The 20,228-nt window shown below is 39.7% G+C and carries 12 protein-coding genes and 1 pseudogene; 2 read left to right on the plus strand and 11 right to left on the minus strand.

Going from position 1 to position 20,228, the window contains the following annotated elements:
- Positions 1-468: 468 nt before the first annotated feature.
- Genes ACSUPM_RS10845 through ACSUPM_RS10855 form a run of 3 tightly spaced genes read right to left on the minus strand, consistent with a single transcriptional unit; the run spans position 469 to position 6,933 of the window.
- On the minus strand, positions 469-3,744 hold the full coding sequence (locus tag ACSUPM_RS10845) for a type I restriction endonuclease subunit R (protein WP_025650622.1): 3,276 nt from the start codon (positions 3,742-3,744) through the stop codon (positions 469-471).
- A gap of 23 nt (positions 3,745-3,767) precedes the next feature.
- Positions 3,768-5,018, minus strand: coding sequence for a restriction endonuclease subunit S (locus tag ACSUPM_RS10850; protein WP_025650621.1), 1,251 nt, complete (start codon positions 5,016-5,018; stop codon positions 3,768-3,770).
- Positions 5,008-6,933: an HsdM family class I SAM-dependent methyltransferase gene (locus tag ACSUPM_RS10855; RefSeq protein WP_352244214.1), complete on the minus strand. Its 1,926-nt coding sequence runs from the start codon at positions 6,931-6,933 to the stop codon at positions 5,008-5,010. Before ACSUPM_RS10855 ends, ACSUPM_RS10850 begins: the two co-directional genes overlap by 11 nt.
- Positions 6,934-7,063: 130 nt before the next feature.
- On the opposite strand from ACSUPM_RS10855, the pseudogene ACSUPM_RS10860 reads away from it, so the two are divergent.
- Positions 7,064-8,334: pseudogene (locus tag ACSUPM_RS10860) on the plus strand (IS256 family transposase).
- 7 nt (positions 8,335-8,341) lie between these two features.
- On the opposite strand, the gene ACSUPM_RS10865 reads toward ACSUPM_RS10860, so the two are convergent.
- Complete coding sequence (locus ACSUPM_RS10865) at positions 8,342-8,599, minus strand: type I restriction-modification system subunit M N-terminal domain-containing protein (RefSeq protein ID WP_025652634.1); 258 nt, start codon at positions 8,597-8,599, stop codon at positions 8,342-8,344.
- 391 nt (positions 8,600-8,990) lie between these two features.
- Here ACSUPM_RS10865 and ACSUPM_RS10870 point away from each other — a divergent pair, with 391 nt between their 5' ends.
- Positions 8,991-11,159 carry an ATP-binding protein gene (locus ACSUPM_RS10870; protein ID WP_201567695.1) on the plus strand — a complete coding sequence of 723 codons (2,169 nt, stop codon included), beginning with the start codon at positions 8,991-8,993 and terminating at the stop codon, positions 11,157-11,159.
- Positions 11,160-11,161: 2 nt separating this feature from the next.
- On the opposite strand, the gene ACSUPM_RS10875 is transcribed toward ACSUPM_RS10870, so the two are convergent.
- From ACSUPM_RS10875 to ACSUPM_RS10905, 7 genes are all read right to left on the minus strand, one after another.
- Positions 11,162-11,581: a hypothetical protein gene (locus tag ACSUPM_RS10875; RefSeq protein WP_025652636.1), complete on the minus strand. Its 420-nt coding sequence runs from the start codon at positions 11,579-11,581 to the stop codon at positions 11,162-11,164.
- Positions 11,574-13,604 carry an integrase gene (locus ACSUPM_RS10880; protein WP_025652637.1) on the minus strand — a complete coding sequence of 677 codons (2,031 nt, stop codon included), beginning with the start codon at positions 13,602-13,604 and terminating at the stop codon, positions 11,574-11,576. The genes ACSUPM_RS10875 and ACSUPM_RS10880 overlap by 8 nt, the downstream gene beginning before the upstream one ends.
- The gene (locus ACSUPM_RS10885; protein WP_436879934.1) at positions 13,597-15,180 is read right to left on the minus strand and encodes a site-specific integrase; all 1,584 of its coding nucleotides are present in this window, start codon (positions 15,178-15,180) and stop codon (positions 13,597-13,599) included. Before ACSUPM_RS10885 ends, ACSUPM_RS10880 begins: the two co-directional genes overlap by 8 nt.
- On the minus strand, positions 15,173-16,405 hold the full coding sequence (locus ACSUPM_RS10890; RefSeq protein ID WP_025652639.1) for a tyrosine-type recombinase/integrase: 1,233 nt from the start codon (positions 16,403-16,405) through the stop codon (positions 15,173-15,175). The genes ACSUPM_RS10885 and ACSUPM_RS10890 overlap by 8 nt, the downstream gene beginning before the upstream one ends.
- A 155-nt stretch (positions 16,406-16,560) precedes the next feature.
- On the minus strand, positions 16,561-17,196 hold the full coding sequence (gene ssb, locus ACSUPM_RS10895) for a single-stranded DNA-binding protein (protein WP_025652640.1): 636 nt from the start codon (positions 17,194-17,196) through the stop codon (positions 16,561-16,563).
- Between the two features lie 243 nt (positions 17,197-17,439).
- Positions 17,440-18,072 (minus strand): DUF3833 domain-containing protein, encoded by a 633-nt coding sequence (locus tag ACSUPM_RS10900; protein WP_240990833.1) that lies wholly within the window; start codon positions 18,070-18,072, stop codon positions 17,440-17,442.
- Between the two features lie 150 nt (positions 18,073-18,222).
- A complete protein-coding gene (locus tag ACSUPM_RS10905; protein WP_201567696.1) occupies positions 18,223-19,587 on the minus strand; it encodes an MFS transporter in 1,365 nt (454 codons plus the stop codon).
- Positions 19,588-20,228: the final 641 nt, after the last annotated feature.

Below are 20,228 nucleotides of genomic sequence, written 5' to 3' on the forward strand. Positions count from 1 at the left end.
TCATATAAAAATTCATCAGAATAATAGTGTACAACTCTATTTTTATGCGTTGCTGATGTTGCAATTATAAGAAATAAAAAGAATATATCTTGCAAACAAAAATTAGGTCTTTATATTTCTGCGGTATTTAACATTCATATTCTGTCTCTATATAACGATCACAATAGCGACAAAGCCATCATTAAATAACTTAAACAATGGCTTGTGCCATTTTTTTTATTATTTTATTTTTCCCATAAAAAAACCCCGCTAATAGCGAGGTTTTAAAATATATTACTGACTAATAAGTCTTAGGTATCTCTTATCATCGTTAAAATGGTTATATATACCTATTAATAAATCAATAACCCTAGAACATACGTTTTATACAGTCTTTTATTAAATCAAAGCCTAAAGTGTAAAGTAAACTGTAAATAATATCAATTTTATAGCTCTAAACTTTACACTTTTCTTAATTTATCAATTAATTTAGCTAGCCCATTTTTCGTCATTAATAGCCAAGTGCTGTAGTAAATCAAAAACCTGAGTCACCTTGTTCTCGAAGATTTCTTTATCGTAGGAATCAGGAAGGTCTTCATCTAGAACCTCTTCAATGAACGAACGAACCTTTGCTTTAGTATGAGAGTCTCTCCACCAGTCCTGCACTAATACTTTGGGTGATGCATCTATTAGAGACTTAATAAGGTCTTTAGCCGCAAGCTTAACTGCCTGCTCCTCTTTCTTCGTCAGTTTATCTTTAGCCAACAAATCAAATATTTCCAACTCATCTTCTGTCAAGCCTTCACGGACATGCCGATGATCTTCCTCTTTTAAGTCTTGAGCAAACTTTTGCAACTCTTCAAAGAACTCTTCCGTTTGTGTTGCTCCAGCATTATATCGGTCAATTATATTACGATAACGCTCTGCAAAATTTACTCGTCCTTGATTGGTTTTAAGCATCTGTTTGATTTTTTTCTCAATAAACTTCTTCATGTCTGCTATGGCGATATGTTTATGTTCAGTTTGCTTAAATTCGGCTCTCAACTGCTCGAAATCTACATTAGCGAGATTCCAACTAGCGCTTTTAGTGATTTGGTACTCGCTTACTGGTTCTGCTACTGAGCTAGTATTGTTACCATCTACTACAACACTACGATCTAGTAAGCTTGAAACCTGAACGGCTTGCTCATCCAAATCATCTTGATCAATCTTATTGGCAATAAACGTGTGTAAGAACTGCATAACACTGACAATAGGTCTTGGTTGACTAAGAATCGTAGGCTTAGCCGCTTCATACAGACCAGCAACTACATTGAAATGCACATTGTACGTTTTACGTATGAGATCTTGCGATAGCATAATATCCGCATAATCAGCAAACAAAGCGTTTTGCTTGAAAACTTCTTGAGCTTCAATGATTTTCGTCAAATCTACTTCATGAGACAGACAGAATGTAAGTGTTTCCACTATCGCTTCATCTAATAGGTTAATTAATACTGACTTGTCTTGTACAGGGTCTGTTCCATCTCCTGAATCCGTGCCTTGACCATAATCTTTTAGCGCAGACTTAAGGTTTCTGAATACATTGTAGTAATCAATAATCTCACCATTAGTTTTTTCTACCAATTGCCCGCTATCATTTCTAGTCTTAAAAGAGGTTACACGGTTCGCTCTTGCGATGGTTTGCATCAGCGTATGACCCTTCATAGGCTTATCAATGTACAGCGTTGAGACAGTGGGAGCATCAAAGCCTGTTAGCCACATAGCACACACAAAAACCAATTGTAATGGATGCTCAGCGTCCTTAAAGTCATCTTCTATATCTCGACTATTGGGTTGCTGCTGCGTCAGTCTATTGATATGCTTTTGGATTTCCAGTCCCTGCTTTTCAAACCGCTCTTTTTCAGAGGCAGGACTGCTTATAACGACTGCCATTTCGATACTTTGCATATACTTAAGACGATTTTTAAGACGGACTCTTTCCAAATCGTTTTGAGTTTGATTGATTCGGCCTTGTAGCTTACGTTGCTCTTTTTTCCATAACTCCGTCACCTTGTCATACATGCGAACCGTAGTGAACTGATCAACAGATATCACCATGCCTTTACCACGATACCCACGTCGAGGGAAATGGTAAACGATGTCGGCTGCTATAGTATCCAAGCGGTCATCACGCTTGATGACCTCAAGCTCTTTTGAAAAGTTGTTTTCTAATTTCTCTCGCTGTGCATCAGACAGATCTTCGTCTTCTAAGATCTCCGCTAACTCTTCATTCAATGCCTCATTCTGTAATAGCACCTCTGGAACACGTTTTTCGTAAAACAAAGGTAATGTTGCATGGTCTTCAATAGCTTGCTGAAAGGTATATTCGGACACATACTCACCAAACCACTGCTTAGTCTTTTTTTGCTTGAGAATTGGTGTGCCTGTAAAGGCTAGGAAATGTGCACCTTTAAGTCCTGAGCGCATGTTGTCAGCGAGCGTATCGTATTGGGTACGATGCGCTTCATCTACGATAACGATGACTTCTCTTTCATCCTTATCATAGAGTAATGGGTACTTCTCACCCTTCTCATAACGGAACTTCTGAATGAGTGTAAAAACGATTTTCAGATTCTGACCTAGCATTTCACGCATCTGATGACTATTCTTCGGTTTGGCAATCTCCGTTTCTTTTACCGCCTCCGTCGCCAAGAAGTTTTTGGATATCTGCTTGTCTAAATCATCTCTGTCAGTGATGACGACAAAACTAAAGTTGCCTGCACATTTACGAAATACTTTACGGATAAAGAACACCATAGCAAAGCTCTTACCTGAACCTTGCGTATGCCAAAATACGCCCAAACGCCCCTGCAATTGATCTCTAATTAGGAAGTTCTCAAAAGCATGCTTAACGCCTAAGAACTGATGGTTCTGGGCGACAATTTTTACTTTTTCGTTTTGGTATAGAATAAAGTTTTCGATGTAGTCTAATAGCCGTTCAGGCCTAAACAGCCCTGCAAGCAAGTACTCGATGCTATTACCATGAGTTTCAATCTGCTGCTTATCTACTTTTTCTTTCTCGTTATCCACCCTTAGCCAAGGATAGAAGTTTTCCCAATCTGCGGTAAAGCTCCCTATCTTAGTATCTGAGGCATTAGATAGGATGCAAAAGGCATTATATAAAAATAGCTGTGGGATATCGTTTTTGTAGTTGGTCAAGTTATCCGTCAAAGCGTTTTGTAGCTTGACGTTAGAGTTTTTTAGCTCAAAGAAAACAATCGGCAAGCCGTTGATATAGAGCAATATATCAGGACGACGGTACTTTCTGATGGGTTCAAGACCAGTCGTCTTAATGGTTAGCTGTGTTACTAATAAAAACTCATTATTAGTAGGGGTATCGAAGTCTATGAGACGTAAAGGTATATTTTCGCGCTTAACACCATTAGCATCTTCATAAGTGACGTTAATTCCATCACGAATATAGCTATATATCTGCTTGTTGGCTTTCAGAGTAGACATCGATACACGCCGACTCATGATGTCCTTCACTGCTGATAGAATGGTGGCCTCAGGCACGTTAGGGTTCAGCTGCATGCATTTAGCAACTAAGCGCTCTTTGAATACGACGTCACGCTTATCTGTACGCTTTGAGCCATCGTTGAGATCTTCAGGGTCGATAGTAGTGCAATCGATATGCTGATAGGAATAGCGCTGCTGCAAAAACTTAATACAGGCTTTTTCAATTTTATCTTCACTGATGAAATTATATGTCACTTTTGCCATACTTCTAGTCCTATGAATATTTTTTATTTTTCTTCAGCTTCATCACTTGTTTGCATAGATGGTGGGTATTGAATATCTAGATCATCAACAGATAGCTCACCCGATACTAAACGCGGTAATAAAGCAGCTTTCATTCCCTCGAGTAATTTGATTTGCTGTAAGAAAATAAATATCTGGTCTATTCTTGGCATGCATATTTCATTGAAACTTTCTAGAATATCTCTAGGAGGTAGGCGCAACTCAGTTTTCTTCAAGAAATCCCAATCTGCTCTAGGCATTTTAGTACCTTTTGATGATACGTTGGCTAAGTCTATAAAAGCATCGCTAAATATAGTAAAAAGCAAATAAATTAAGTGAATATTGTCTTTAGGTCTGATTACCAAAATATCAGTTGAACAAACACCATCAAAATTTGCTATACAAACTTTATGCAGATAAGGCCTTATTTTCCCAAATAATATATCAAACTTCTGAAAAGCCAGTTTATTACTGCTAACAGAATCAGTGGTTGACGATTTATATAGGCTTATACTTTTTCTACTTAGATGTTCTAACCCAAGATATGTCTGTTTGCTATCTAAATCTTCTAACTTTACTGACTTTCTAATCTCCTTACATAGATCTTCAACTGTAACTAAATCCCAACTACTAGGTAATTCTGGTTTAAGCTCAATCATTTTCCGTTTAGGCGAACGGACAAACCATTCTTTGTACAACTCTTCAATAGTTCTTTCTAAAATCCCTATGCGTAGTTTGTTAGCTTCTATCAAATTATCATATGTATGTAAAATAGCTGCTATTTTCTCCTGAATCCGTAAATCAGGAGCAATGATAGGTAAATTCCCAATCATTTCTAGGCTCAAAAAACCTTGAGCAGAACCACTCTTCATTATATCTACAGTAGACTGGAATATATGAGAACTCATGTATAAGTATAAATATTTAGGTAATATTTTTTTCTTAGACCTTAGAATAGCTACGCTACTTGAAATTCCAAACCTATCTTCCGGCTTAACTAAGTATGGTGTTCCGATAGTTCCAATAATACCAAACACAATGTCTTGGCTTATAGGGTTTAGCAGTGACTTCTTATCTATAAAATATCTTTCATAATCTGACTCAGATATATAATCAACGTTAGTTAAATCCAAACCATCAGGCTTAAAGTTTTTGGAGGTAAAGTACGGTACACCTGAATCTTGCCTCTCTATTGAAGTATGGATGCCATCTCCGATTACACAAAGCTCTCTCAACTTTTGGAAATTAATTCCCATAACCTTTCACCTCTAAGATTTTACTTATATTCTCATTAAGAACACTTTCCAACTGTTGAGCTTGCTTATTTAAAGACATAAACTCTTCATTCATTTCATGAATATAGTCAATAAAATCTTCTTCAGTACGACCGTCTTCTTCGATCACCACACCAACATAACGCCCTGTATTAAGTGAATAACCCTGCTCCTCAATATCTTTAAGATTAGCAAGCTTACATAGTCCCGTTATATCTTCATAGCGAGCTTCAGGAAAACGTTGTTGTAACCAATCTATATGATTGAAATAATATTCAGCACGTTTTCTATCATTACGTATAATTGCTAGTAAATCTTTTATAGCCTTTATTTCAGCAGTTATAGCTGTTAGTGCTCTCAAATCAGTGTCTTTTTCTTTGATCAGCTTTTTGTCATTAGTTTCCTTTGCATCAGCAAGCCCTTTACGGGCTTGAGCGACCTGCTCTTTATTGTCTTTTTCCTTTTCCCTGATACCTTTATCTAGTTGCTTATTATTATCTTGCAGTGCTTTGAAGAAAGGCTTGAACTCCTGTAAAAGGCTTATCTGGTCAGTATTTAGGTCATCAATATCTTCATTTGCGATCTGACTTATATCCTGAGCCTCCAAATAGGCTTGATACTTACTTTGCAAAGGGGAAAGTGCATGCCAATTGTCATTTAGCGTATTAACAATTGTTTTCAGTGCTTTATCACCCGCTACCACTGCTTTGAGCTGCTCAATAGCAGGTTCGATGTCAGATACCGTTTCTGTCAGTATCTGCATACCAAGACCGAAGTAGCTGTCTATTAAACTGACATACTCGCGACGACGACCTTTATGTAACTTACCAATCATCGCAATATTTTGGATTTGCTCATCAGTAAAGTCACGATGAGTTCGATCAATTTGTCTAAATATATTACGCGCATCAATAAACAATATATTGTCATCGGTTTTGTTTTTATCAAAAAACCATAGCGTTGCTGGTAGGGTCACGGTATAGAACATATTTGATGGTAGCGTCAGCATGCCATATATAATATTATCCTCGATGATCTGCTTACGAATATCCTCTTCTGCATTGCGAGCATCAGAGGCAGAGTTTGGCATCACTAGCGCAGCACGACCACTATTTCGTGCCTCAGCTTCTGCTTGGTTTTTTAGAGATGTGGCAAATAAACTGATCCAAAGGTAGTTCGCATTCGTTACTGTTTCATCTTTACCATCTGTTTTTTTATTCTTAGTCTTTTTTCGAGGTAAGCCATAAGTATTAAAACGCTTATCGTCTTCAACAGTAGCAACCGATACGTCATCGACGTTAAACGGTGGATTCGCCATGATAAAATCAAAGTTCTCATAACTATCGAAAGGGTCTTCTGAATAGCTGTTGGCCTGTCTAATCTCTCCTCTAAGGCCATTGACGAATAAGTTCATCTTAGCGAGCTTGACCGTATCACGGGTCTTCTCTTGACCATATACGCTCAAATCTATCGTACTGTCTTTTTCTTCTAGCTCGCCATGCGCTTTAAGCTGCTCATTACGATCCTCAACGAAATGTAGTGACTGAACGAACATACCGCCTGAGCCGCAAGCAGGGTCATATACCGTCCCATGATAGGGCTCGATGACCTCTACCATCAGTTTAACAACAGAGGTAGGCGTAAAGAATTCACCACCTTTCTGACCTTCTGAGAGCGCAAACTTCCCCAAGAAATACTCGTAAATGCGTCCAAAGACATCACCACTGGCATCAGTTGGGATATTAGAAAAGCTTCTTAAAAGACCTTTTAAAGCTTTCTTGCCTTCTTCTAAGCGACTAAACGCGGCATACTCATCTTTAGGTAGTACATCGACGAACTTATCATCCTTTTTGAAGTCCTCTATAGACTGCATAGCATTTGAAATTTCAGTTGACAAATCTGCTGACTCTGGTAGCTCTAACAGGTACTTGTAGCGTGCTTTAGGTGGCAAATAGAAGCCGCAGTGCTTTAGGGAGTTTCCTAAAAACTGTGTAACTGCTTATAATCCCATAACAGGAGAATAAGCAATGACCAAGCAAACTGACATTAAGAAACTGGCCGAGCAGATGGCTAGTAGTATGAACAGCTTCGATGACATCAAAGACTTCCAAAAGCAGCTCATGCAATCGTTTATTGATACCGCCCTAGAAGCTGAGATGGAAGACCATCTTGGCTACCCTAAGCATGAGAAAGCAGATAAGCCAAATAAACGCAATGGGCATACTAAAAAGACCGTCCGCAGTGACACAGGCGATCTTGAGATATCCACCCCAAGAGACCGTGATGGCGACTTTGAACCTGAGCGAGGAAATAGCGAAGCACTGCTTCGCCCGAGCGCAAGACAAGAGCTGTGCTCGCGTGGGTGCGTAAGCATCAAACCCGTATTAGCGGCCTTGATGACAAGATCATATTCCTTTACGCCAAGGGTCAAACCACCACTGAGATTGTAGAGAGTATCAAAGAGCTCTACGATGTCGACATCTCAAGCACCCTGGTTTCAAGAGTCACTGACAACATCTTAGAGGACATCACCGCTTGGCAGAACCGGCCGTTAAGCAGTGTCTATCCTATCGTCTATCTAGACTGTATTGTCGTGAAGATACGTCAAGATAAACAGATTATCAACAAGGCTATCTATCTGGCACTAGGTGTGGGACTTAATGGTAAAAAAGAGCTGCTTGGTATGTGGCTATCAGAGAATGAGGGCGCTAAGTTCTGGCTGGGTGTACTCACTGAACTACAAAACCGCGGGGTGCAAGATATCCTCATTGCCTGTGTCGATGGTTTAAAGGGCTTCCCTGATGCCATCAATACCGTTTATCCCAACGCTCAGGTTCAGCTGTGTATCGTACACATGGTGCGCTATTCGATGAAGTTTGTACCTTGGACAAATAAAAAGGCAGTAGCGGCTGATCTAAAGGCTATCTACGGCGCTGATACGCTTGAGATAGCAGAGGCTAACCTTGAACACTTTGATGAGGTATGGGGCACTGAGTACCCGCATGTGGTTAAGTCTTGGCGCAATAACTGGGAGGGCTTAACGGTGTTCTTTAATTACCCTAAAGACATCAGAAAAGTCATATATACCACCAATGCTATTGAGTCGCTAAACAGCGTGATTCGGACGGCGGTGAATAAGCGTAAGGTGTTCCCCTCTGATCAGGCAGCATTCAAAGTGGTGTACTTAGCCACCCAGCAGGCATCCAAAAAGTGGTCGATGCCCATCCGTAACTGGACGTCTGCTTTAAATCGCTTTATGATTATGTTTGATGATCGTATTAGTAAGCACTTAATCTAAATGGCAGTTACACAGAATTCGGGATGGGCTCGTGCTTTATAGCAATATCCTCAATATTTTTGGCACGGCGAGTGCCTTGTAACTCTTCAAACTCAGCTTGGATCGCCTCTTCATAAGCCGCATATTTGTTGTCGGAGAACTTCAAGAATATCAGACCTAAGACAGGCGTAGCATATTCGTTAGGTTTAAGATCAGTATTGGCTCTCAGGGTATCTGCTGCTTCCCAAAGTTGGTCTTCTAAGCGTTTGATGTCTTCTAATTTCATGATTTTCCTAAATTAAACAGTTATGGAGATGTCGAAATCTATTACTTGGATAGACTTTGATACTTTTGTGCAATAAATCATATAAGTCTTTTTTACTATTGAAGCATTCGCTTTTTATTTCTAGCTTCAATCGAAAGCTTCCGTATTGCCCTTGTGCTTGATAGTGTCTGCGCTTCTAGTCGATACCTGCCTACATGCTCTTAATTCACAAGTGTTATATTATCTGTATGGCATTCCCTTTTGCTATACTAGCGCATAAGCTCTATTTACCTATTCGCAAAGTGTCTTTTTGTATACCTTAACGACAGCATTTTACTATACAGCACGTTATTTTATAATTTTTTGTCCGTTCTTTAAGAAAAAGTAGCTCATTATATTTTATGGATATCCAATGTTATTAAAAGAAGAAATGTTAGGCGTTTATCACGAACTAATCAACTCATCTGAGATTCAAAATATTGAAGCCAAGCGTGCCACAAACAGTATTGGCGATTCAGTAATGCAGACTGTCTGCTCGTTTGCTAATGAGCCTAACATTAGTTGTGGATATTTACTATTAGGTGTTTCAGAACCAAATGAAAATCACGAGAAGCACTGGGTAAGCGGCGTTGATGATGTGGATAAAATTCTTAATGACCTACAAAATAACTGTCGCAATCAATTTAATACAGCTATTCATATAGACGCTGGCATTCTCGATTTAGAAAATAAAAAAGTTATTGTAATCAAAGTTTTCGAACTTGATGCAGCTTCTAAGCCTTGTGGTTTTATAAGTAGTGGCAAAAAAAGCAAAAACTTTACTAAAACTGGTATATGGCGGCGCGGCATCAATGGTGATTATGAAGCTAAAATTGAAGATCTTTATGACATTATTGCTTCTAAAACTGGTCAATCATTTGAAAATATAGTTCTACCAGAAGCTTCTTGGTCGGACATTGATCCCGATGTGATTGCATTTTATCGAAAGCAACGAGCTAAAGTACAGCCTGATGCAGTTGAACTAGATTATAGTGATACTGACTTACTTCTTTCTTTTAATTTGATTCAAGAAAAGAATGGAGTATTCAAACCGAATATTGCTGGCTTATTATTGTTCGGCTCTTCATTAGCACTTCGTCGTCATCTTCCTATGGCTCGTGTTGACTACATTCGTAGTGCAGGAACACAATGGGTTGAACATAGTGATGAGCGATTTATTTACACAAAAGATTTTCGTGAGCCCTTAATCTTAATGATACCTCGAATTGAAGCAATGATTATGGATGATATGCCCAATCATTTTCGCTTAAACGAAAACGAGCTGCAAAGATCTGATGAGCCTTTATTACCGCAAAGGGTTGTTCGAGAAGCTTTAGTAAACATGGTTATGCATCGTGACTATTCTGAAAATCAACCTTCCCAAATTAACCGATACAAAGATCGATTAGAGTTACAAAATGCTGGTTACTCTCTAAAACCCTTAGACGCATTAGACAGCTCTAGCTCGTTAACACGCAATCCGCTAATAGCCTCTGTGTTATATGATTTGAGGCTGGCAGAAACTAAAGGAAGTGGCATTCGCACTATGAGAGCTAAACTTAAACAAGCTGGGCTAAGTGAGCCTAAGTTTGATAGTGATCATACTAGAAACTACTTTAAAGCTACTTTTCTTTTACATCAATTAATGGACGATAAGCAATTAAAGTGGCTTGAAGCTTTTGATAATCATGATTTGTCAGACGATGATGCTATGGCGCTTATGCTAGCTCACGAAACAGGTGCAGTTGATAACAGTACTCTTAGAGAAATAACTAAATTAGAAACATTGTCAGCAAGTCGCCTTTTATCTAGGCTTTGCAAAAAAGATTTATTACAGAAGCAAGGTGGTGGGAGCTCTACCACCTACACTCTAACTGAGCACGCCTTGGGCTTGAACCCTAGTGGCCGAATCAAAAATAATAAAATCAAACAAAATAACTTAGGAGCTAGCGATCAAACCTCAGGAGCTAGCGATCAAACCTCAGGAGCTAGCGATCAAACCTCAGGAGCTAGCGATCAAACCTCAGGAGCTAGCGATCAAACCTCAGGAGCTAGTGATCAAACCTCAGGAGCTAGTGATCAAACCTCAGGAGCTAGTGATCAAACCTCAGGAGCTAATGATCAAACCTCAGGAGCTAGTGATCAAACCTCAGGAGCTAGTGATCAAACCTCAGGAGCTAATGATCAGTATTTACTAGACCTTTCAGATATAGAGAAAATAGAAGATCTACCACAAAAAACTTTAAGCCAACTAAATGACCTTCCTAAGAAGGCTTCGATGAAGCAGATACAAGGTATACTTCTTCTTCTATGCAATCAGCAGAAATTTAGTACAGAGGAATTAGCAAAATCAATTAATAGAAATTCAGACTATTTACGTACAAAATATATCAATTCACTTCTAAGTAAGGGACTACTAAGTCAGACGTATGCTGAAACTCCTAACCACCCTAACCAAACATATTCAACAACTGAAGCTGGTATAGAATGGTTAAGCAATGAGAATAATATTGTACCGAATATAAAGAAGCAGGATGATTAACATCATCGCTTCTCATTGTCAGACCGTTCACGATCAATTTTTGGCATAGATGCATTGAGCTTACTTTCTGTCATTCCATGTTTGTAAGCATTGTACTGCCACAATACAAACATTTGCTTATATCGACGGTTTTGCTCCTTGAGTTCTGCAAGCTCTGCTTCTAAGTTAGCAATCCTTGAAGCTGCTGCATTTAAACTAGCGGGCCGAGGCTTAGTAGGCGATTTCCCCTTAAGTGTGTCTTTTTTAGCTTGGTAAGCAGCCGTAATGGTCTCATGAGCGCTTAGAGACTGTCTTGTAGGCTTCTTGCCTACAAGCGGCTCTACATCCTCGCAAATCGCTGCCCACGTAATTTTAGGCTCATCCCAACCTCGAATTAGATTGACGATAGCTTGTATTTCTTGTCTGTTGAGATTTTTAGCCAAAACCGCCTCCAAGTATATCTGTGAGATCCTCTAAAATTGATGCTTCTTTAAATTCAACATCATTCTCAACAACCATACTTATAGACTTCTTTTCAGCAACACGACGTAACTGGCTGAAGTCATTACCACGAAGCTTAACTTGTGCACCGTCATCTATATCTGGGTTCTCTAGAATACAGATAAGATCACGCAATCTATTGGCTGTTTTTATATGGTGATTTAACCACCTATCAGCACCAATATCACCTTCTTTAACTGCTTGTTCAGCTTTAACTAGTATCTTCTCTATTTTATCAAGACGTTCTTTCATACGAACTAGTTTTGCTGCATCGCCTTTGATGCATACTTGCTCGGTACAATTGATACAATCTCTATATTTTTCACACGGACTCATTGTGAAGTCGTGTACACAAAATCCATATTCTGTGACATGAGCAGCAGCTTGCTCAAGGGTATTAAACTCTTGAGCAGTGACTGGAAGATGATTTTCCACTTTACCTAAAGGGCCAAAAAGCGCTTTCGAGGGATCAATCCTCTCTGCCATAGCGACCATTTCATAGTCAGCCATGTGGTTATAGGTGCGATTTTGTTTTACATCCGCTCTACCAGACCATTTAGCTATTTCAAGGTTGGATAAACCACCCCGCTGTGCAATAGTATTGAGCAGGTGGCGAGCTTGATGCGATGTGACTTTTAATCGTTCACCATCGTTGTCAAAATAACCATACCTATCAAATATAGTTTTATGTTTACCTTCCAAAGCTGGACGAGTACCAATATCATTGTTAAAAAAGTTCGTATCAGGCTTTTTAAGTTCAGTAGGCAAACGCGGTCTATTACCATGGAATTGATTGGCATTTAGTGCAAATAGTGCATTCGAGAACTTAATACCTTTATCTTCATCGAACCATGGAAAACTATCAGGTAATCTACCTTTTACGTGCTGCCAAAGACTATCTAAGGTATTCATTCCATCATGGTGATCAAGGCCTCTACCGTTTAAACTAGAGTAACAGATGTCTTTAGTATCATAAGCTAGCCCTAACGCTTGACAGGCTTGCTCCATGGTAAGTGGCTTATCGTCGGCTACGTTCGGACAGTTCTCGTGTCGATAAAACTTATTAGGATTATCCTCAATCCATTTAGCAAGCTTACGAGCTTCCAAGGATAGATTTTTAGCTCTATCAACGGCGATTTTGGCCACTTCTACCATGACGGTAGGTATCCACTTAATATCTCCTTCATATCCTTTCCCAGCAAAAAATCGCCATCCATAGCGCTCTACACCTTCACTATCTTTTTCAAATACTTCACAATCTACTGGTAATGCCATTACCTCAGCAATTCGAGAGGGTGCAGACATTAACATTGCGAATATTGATGTTGTGAAAACATCTCGCTCTTCCGCAGGATTACTAGCGAATATTTCGGCTAATGCGTTAAGAGCTATTTCGTTAGGTAACTTTTTTTCTCTATTTTTTTTTGCTTCTTTACCTGTTCTGGTAGTATCTGTTGGACGGGAAATAGGATTACGCCACAATTTTAAATTCGCATTAATAAGCTGGTTATCAGTTACAAACTCAGCCAATCTCTCAATCTCTCTCCCACAAGCATAAGCAGCTCCCTCACTATAATACTCTCTCGCCAAAGAAGCAGCCTCATCTAGACAAGTAATAGATAACCCTGTAATTAATGCTTCTTCATTTACTTGTATAAGAGCGGCCTCTAACACTCGAAGCGCTTTGAGCTCATTTTTAGTACCAGTAGGTTTATGACCTTGTTGATAACGAAAATATGCCTTGGCGAACTCCACAAAACTTTCATCCATTAACTCTTCTTGCTTCGGCTTACGTGTTGTGACACCAAGCTTTGCAAATACAGCTACCTTTGGCCAAACATAAGCATCCCAATCTAAATCAGCGCCAAATACCGTTAAGTCTTCACGACATTCAATTATAAAAGCTTCTAAGTTAGCTGCGGTTGTTAGCTCCACTTTAGACTTAAACTGGAAAACATTAGGCATGATCAACACCTCTCTGCTCATTAAGTTCAGCATGACGCTTTTCACAGCGCATAATAACATCAGCTACAGCAACGATGCTCCTATCCAGTATTGCTGCTACCTCTATATCACCAGTAATATCTTTGATTCGCTCTCGTTCATCCAGTAAGTCCTGATATACCTCTTTATGAGGACCATCAAGCCACGGCTGGAAGTGAATACAGGTATAGCAAGGTATAGGAACGTTTGCACCGCAGAATCCATGCTCTCCACACGTGCCTATATTAGAGCCTTCTTCAGTACGAATACGACTACTAAGATCATTACCACGCTCAGCATCTCTTTCTGAATCAACTAATACACCTGCAAAAGCTTGCGCATAAGGAGCAAGATGAAAACCAACTGCTTCATCTAAACGCTTTACATGCTCAGGTATGTTTTCAATATATATACCAGCCGATTGAGTATCCCTATGATCTAGCAGCTCTGCTATAACTAACTTACCAAACCCTTCACGAGCAGCTCTAGTGCCTGTAGTATATCTAAGCCTATAAGCGTCAATAGGCAACTCACCACCTGTTCTTTCTGAGTTAATACCTGCTGCTGCTACTACAAGTTGTAAGGTGTCTGTCACTTTATTAGATGCAATGTGCAACTTATCACTTACTAATAAAGCCCTAAACTCAAAAAGAGATCCCACTTTTTCAACCCTTTTATAGCCAGGGAACAGAGGAACTTGCTGACGATCATCTTCATTTAGCTCAATACCAAGACTCTCTTCAACCAACGAAATAGCACTTTTTGACTGAGCTGAAAGAATAGCCCATAACTCTTGTGTTACAGCAAGAGGATTAAATTGAGTTCTAAATCCTTCACTATGTTTTGCTCTAGGTATGTTAAGTATATAGAAGGGATCACCTCTCTTATTTGTTCCGCATAAAATATCTATAACCCTTAAGTGAGAAATTTGAACTGGGCGACGACCCGTATTGCTAGTAACAAGTGAAATCGCAAACTCGTTGAGTGTAATTAGATTTTGTTCAAACGCAGTAACCGCACCTTCATTAAAAGCTTGAAGTTCATTGTCACTCAAAGGGCCTTCTTGAGGATCTTGACGCTTAACAGCATCCCCTTTCTTATTACCTTTAATCGTCCAACTGTCGAGCAATCGAATTACATCTTCATCCACACCATAATAGCCAAGCTCATACCATTTTCTTAAGAACCCTCTAACCGTACCTAAATACCACTCATGAGATTTACCCAAGGAAGCTCTATAATTGATTAACATAGTGTCATTAATTACAGAAGAACCTGTGCTTTTAATCATATGATTGAATCTAGCAACTACATTATAAGTGTGGCTAGCTGAATAATTGGAAGCATAAAAGACTAGTGCGCTAATACAACCATCTAGAACTCTATCATTCAGTTTCTGATGAATATAATTTAAGTTAATAGTGCTATTTTTGTCTAACACCCATTCTTTTTCATAGATTTTGAAAGAATAACCTTTTGTTTTCGCATATATTTTTTTATTGCTTTTAGAATGCTCTGCATCAGTAATATTAGGAGTTTTAACAGCTAAGTTATTCATTTGATAATCCTTGTTCTGGTAATCGAGTACCATTATTTGACTGAAGCGCTAAAGCTGCCTTCTTAGCTTGCTGTTGGATAAATCTTTTATTGTAATGCATCGCTGTACCAGAACCCGATTTCCATCCCATAATATAGGAACGAATTTGTTCTTGTTTTTCCTCACTTACAGATTCATCCATTGAGTCCATTTTTTCTGAAAACTTATAATTCCATGTATGACGTAGCTTATGACCAGTTAATATATGAAGCTGAGGCGATACAAACTTTACGATATTAAAAATTTTGTAATAACTAGACTTGGATATAGGCTGCCCAACTGTCGGTCCTTCCTTGTGAGTAACAAACAGAAAATCGTTTTTCCTAGCATTACTAACTTTACGCCTGTCTTTCGTAACGTATTCGTGCAGCTCTTTGCTGAGAACCTCTCCAATAGGTATGGTACGTTCTAACGTTTTAGCATTTGGTTCTTGTATTCTCGGATCTTCTTTCTCATCAGCCCGTCTAATTACTTTCAACTGATGTCTGGAGAAATCGATGTCACCTATTCTTAGGTTGAGAAGTTCACCACCTCTAATTCCAAGATAGTATAAAATTAAGATGATCACACGATTACGGCGTTGTACTTTTTGGCTAAATGGATTAAGAGGAGATTCTAGCCTTATCACCTCAAACAATACTTCCAATTGTTCATCATCAAGAGACTTGTCCTTGTCTCGATTTCTACCTCTTTTTCTTGGGCGTCGTGCTTTAATTTGTGTTTCCATGCTTTTAATTTTTCTAGCTTCAGCAGCGTTTGGCTGTTTTATTAAATGACTAGAATACCAACTTATGTATTGAGCAACTGTAGTCAGACGCATGTAATGAGTTATAGAGCTAACTACATTCTCAGCCTTCCCGATACGTGACGAATTTCTATTAATGGTCTTTGGAAGACGTTTTTGAGTATAGTCACGTAAATCGTCTAATTCATTAATCCCAATAAACTCTCGGCTTATAACTCTCTCTTCAAGATCAATATTTCTTTCCTTTAGGAACTCAAGAAAAATTACTAAGTTATTAGCAGCTGATAACATAGTTGAAAACGAGTCTGATTTATTACGAATCTGAGTTGTGATAAATAGATTAGGATGATAGACAGGGAGCTGTGTTATTTGATCGACGACCAAACAATAACGCTCTCCACTATTCATTGAAAAAGCTGTTGTTCCGAAAGATTTTCTCATCGCAATACCCTAATACTTTACATATTTACAAGGTACACTATATCCATTATTTACTCAATATATTCTTTACGTTATTTTATTTATATATATACTATTAACCCCCGTGATTACGGGGGTTAATAGTATATTCTTTACATATAATTCTTAGGTAAATCCTAAAATGGGATATCATCATCAACTGGGCCATCTGGCATTGCTGTCGGTTTTGATTGAGCAGGTGTTTGCGCTGGATTATTGAACTGATTCGACTGAGCAGGCGTATTTTGGTTGTTATTAAAACTATTCTGATTACCGCCTTGCGAAGCTGCCGCGCCCGCTTGGTTGTAACCACCTTGCTGTGCTGACTGGTTGTTTGCTTGCTGACCAAAATTATTCTGACCGCCTTGGTTGCCATAGCCGCCTTGATTTTGACCACCTTGGTTATTATTACTGAAGCCGCCATTGTCTTGACCACCCGTGGCACCATCTAGCATTTGCATTTGCTCAGCACGAATCTCAGTAATATAACGATCTTGACCATTGGGATCTTGATATTTACGCGTACGCAAGCTGCCTTCGATATAGACTTTGCTGCCTTTACGTAGATACTGCGCAGCGATTTCGCCTAAACGATTAAAGAGTGAAATACGATGCCATTCGGTGGCCTCTTTCTTTTCACCACTTTGCTTGTCTGTCCATTGTTCTGATGTCGCAACCGAAATATTGGTCACGCTACCGCCATTACTAAATTGACGTGCCTCAGGGTCTGCTCCAAGGTTACCAATGATGATAACTTTATTAACTCCGCGCATAGTTCCGTCCTTTTACTTATGAATAATTTAATTACGAGCTTTAATCGAGTTTTTCATATAAACAATTAATTCTATCAGTAATATGGTTTTACTTTAACTATTTTCTTTTAAAATATCTAGCAGTCTGTGGGCAAGATACGACAACACCTGTCGTGAATAATTTATAAGCTAAAATCTGGCTGACTTATAGCAATAAAATATTCTTCTCGGTCAATACCCCCCCCTTTGCGAACCGTTATTTAACTATCTAGAATCATTGTTGTTGCGATGCATACTAAGAGTGACACTACCCAGCTCCACACCAAATTTTTTCATGACCGAGCGATTGAGCATGACGTCTTTATTGACTAAATACATCCAATCATCGAAATTCACTTTATAAGTTTTGTCGTCGACGGGCAACTCTAACAGATACTGCCAATGCAGTGTATTACCCGCGACCTCACCTTTTGCTGCACCGATGACATCGCCTGCCGTGCCTCTCCAGCTACCATCAGCTTGCTTGGTCAATCGCCATATGCGCTGCGACTTTGTGCCATCTGCCCATGAAAACTTCTCATCCAAAACAATAACATTTTCGCCTTCGTGAGTGGCATCAATATCGACATAAAAGCGTTTTTTGACCTCGCCATTACGACCCTGAAACATGCCCCAGCCATCGATTTGACCGGAGAAAAACTCATGCATATCGAGCGTTGGTGTGGTGTTTTGATACGCCTGAATATTTTGAGTGGCGCAGCCTGTCGTCAATAGCGTGACAGCTAGACCCATACCAATCGCAATCTTAGCCATCGAGCGATGAACAATGGCTGACGGCGTGGCGGTCTTCGCATTGATGCCGACCACCTGACTAGATAGCGTATTAAATTTGCTCATATTAATTCCTTTTAAACAGAGATCAGAATTCGACTTTAGGCAAACACCCTGATGATTTAAGCCGTTTTCATTTAAACAATATGTATTTAAAGAATGCGTATCAAAACAACAGCGATCTATTAAGTTTTGAGGCTAACGACAAGCGATCTGTTAAATATCGAGCGGGCTTTGTGCCAAATGTGACAGCTCTTGTCTCGACAAATCTGTGAGCTGGGTTTTATCTAGTTTTAAATACGCCACTTGCTCTTTTGCCATGACGACCAGTTCATCCACGCCATCTACTGCCAACATTTGCCGTGACCAATCTTGGATATTAATATTCTTGGGAATAGTCACCGTGGTACTTGATAAATACGGCGGATCAGCGATGGGAATAATAAGTATCAACGCCACTGCCATCACTGCTGCAAGGATACCCCATGCTAACAGATTAGGCTGGCTCAATAATAGACCACCCATCGCCCCACCGACGAAAGCGCCAAAGAACTGGCTAGAAGAATTGAGTCCCATCGCGGTTGCTTTATTAGCCACTGGCGCACGCTTCGATATCCATGAGGGAATCGTTGCCTCGAGCAAGTTAAAGCCCATAAAATAAAGCAACAATCCTAAAATGATACCGATACCGACCTGACTGCCTAATGCCAGTATCGCGAGGGCTGCGGTCATTAAGCCAATCGCCGCCAAGAATACTTGACGCATTTTGCGTTTCTTTTCAGCGATGATAATGAATGGAATCGCAACGGCAAAGCCAATAAATAGCAATGGCAAATAGACCAAACCCTGCTGGCGTACCGATAGACCCATCACGTCATTGAGCTGATGTGGCAAAATAACAAATATCGCCGTCATCGTTAAATGCAGGGCAAAAATACCGATATGCAAACGGTTTAAATCGCCAATCTTTAGCACTGTCGCTAATTGCTGCCCAATCGATTTATTATCAAGATTATGCTTAAGCACCCGTAGCGGTGTCGGTACAAAGAAAAGCAGCAGCATCGCTAGCACCGCAAAGCCTGCCGTGAGCCAAAACAGCCCGGAAATACCAAGCGAGCCGACCAATAGAGGGCCGAAAGCAAAAGCCAACATGATAGAGGTCGCAATGGTCAAGCCCATCGTCGCCATCGCTTTGGTACGCATCTCTTCTCGCGTCACATCAGCGAGTAATGCCATCAATACCGCAGAGACCGCGCCACTACCTGCCAGCGCCCGCCCGATAATGACTTCGTAAATATCCGTGGCATTTGCCGCAATGATACCACCGAGCGCAAATAGCACCAGACCCAAAAAGATAATTGGCTTACGCGGAAACTTATCTGCAGCAAGGCTCATCGGTATCTGAAAGATAGCTTGCCCTAGCCCATAAATACCGACCGCCAAACCGATCAAGAATGGCGTCGCATGCGCATAATTATCACCATACACAGAAAAGACGGGCACAATCATAAACAGACCAATCATGCGCAAGGCAAAAATGCCACCGACCCCGAGGATTGCCCGTTTTTCTACGCTATTCATACTTGCCTCACTGGTTTATCACGTCACAACTGGGCGCTAGCCATTATTATAATAGATAGCGCCACTATCCTTATAGGTCAAGTGTGCGTCTCAAAAGATATCAAGAGCCATTTACTCTATGGCAAATGTCCCTTAAAAAAGTACGCACTGCTTCGCCCAACCTATAATGCAAGCCCCACAGTATAAAACATTCACCGTTTGGTTGCCGAGACTTTTACCTTCCTACCAGTTTTTGTCCATGTCTTTTTAGTTAGAGGTTTATGCGGCTCGCCTCGCTATGCTGCTTATATGAGATCACTTCATTCATTTTACTCGACAATTTTGTTACCAAGTGCATCTGATGCGTCATCGCACCTTGAATAATGCGCCTATCATGACAATAAAGTAAAACGTCGCTGACATTCTCGCCTGACAGAATCATTGTATAGCGACCACTATTTATATAAAACAACGACAATCGAAACATGTCATTTGGCCAATAAATTCACTATTATCAGGCTAGTCTATTACTTGTAATTTATGCATTTGGCTGTTAAATACCACTAGCCATTAAATACCAGTTGAATGACTAGCAACGGTTTGAAAGCGCCCTTCAATGTTTACTAATAATAAATTTCAATAACAACCAACATTGACCGATA

The sequence above is a fragment of the Psychrobacter okhotskensis genome, from assembly GCF_965638355.1.
Classification (GTDB): Bacteria; Pseudomonadota; Gammaproteobacteria; order Pseudomonadales; family Moraxellaceae; genus Psychrobacter; species Psychrobacter okhotskensis.

Excerpts from the sequence above, each read along its gene's own strand:
- ACSUPM_RS10900 (WP_240990833.1), bottom strand. The coding sequence starts at position 18,072 with ATGAGCAAATTTAATACGCTATCTAGTCAGGTGGTCGGCATCAATGCG.
- ACSUPM_RS10845 (WP_025650622.1), bottom strand. The coding sequence starts at position 3,744 with ATGGCAAAAGTGACATATAATTTCATCAGTGAAGATAAAATTGAAAAA.
- ssb (WP_025652640.1), bottom strand. The coding sequence starts at position 17,196 with ATGCGCGGAGTTAATAAAGTTATCATCATTGGTAACCTTGGAGCAGAC.
- ACSUPM_RS10850 (WP_025650621.1), bottom strand. The coding sequence starts at position 5,018 with ATGGGAATTAATTTCCAAAAGTTGAGAGAGCTTTGTGTAATCGGAGAT.
- ACSUPM_RS10885 (WP_436879934.1), bottom strand. The coding sequence starts at position 15,180 with ATGAATAACTTAGCTGTTAAAACTCCTAATATTACTGATGCAGAGCAT.
- ACSUPM_RS10905 (WP_201567696.1), bottom strand. The coding sequence starts at position 19,587 with ATGAATAGCGTAGAAAAACGGGCAATCCTCGGGGTCGGTGGCATTTTT.
- ACSUPM_RS10865 (WP_025652634.1), bottom strand. The coding sequence starts at position 8,599 with ATGAAATTAGAAGACATCAAACGCTTAGAAGACCAACTTTGGGAAGCA.
- ACSUPM_RS10890 (WP_025652639.1), bottom strand. The coding sequence starts at position 16,405 with ATGAGAAAATCTTTCGGAACAACAGCTTTTTCAATGAATAGTGGAGAG.
- ACSUPM_RS10880 (WP_025652637.1), bottom strand. The coding sequence starts at position 13,604 with ATGCCTAATGTTTTCCAGTTTAAGTCTAAAGTGGAGCTAACAACCGCA.
- ACSUPM_RS10870 (WP_201567695.1), top strand. The coding sequence starts at position 8,991 with ATGTTATTAAAAGAAGAAATGTTAGGCGTTTATCACGAACTAATCAAC.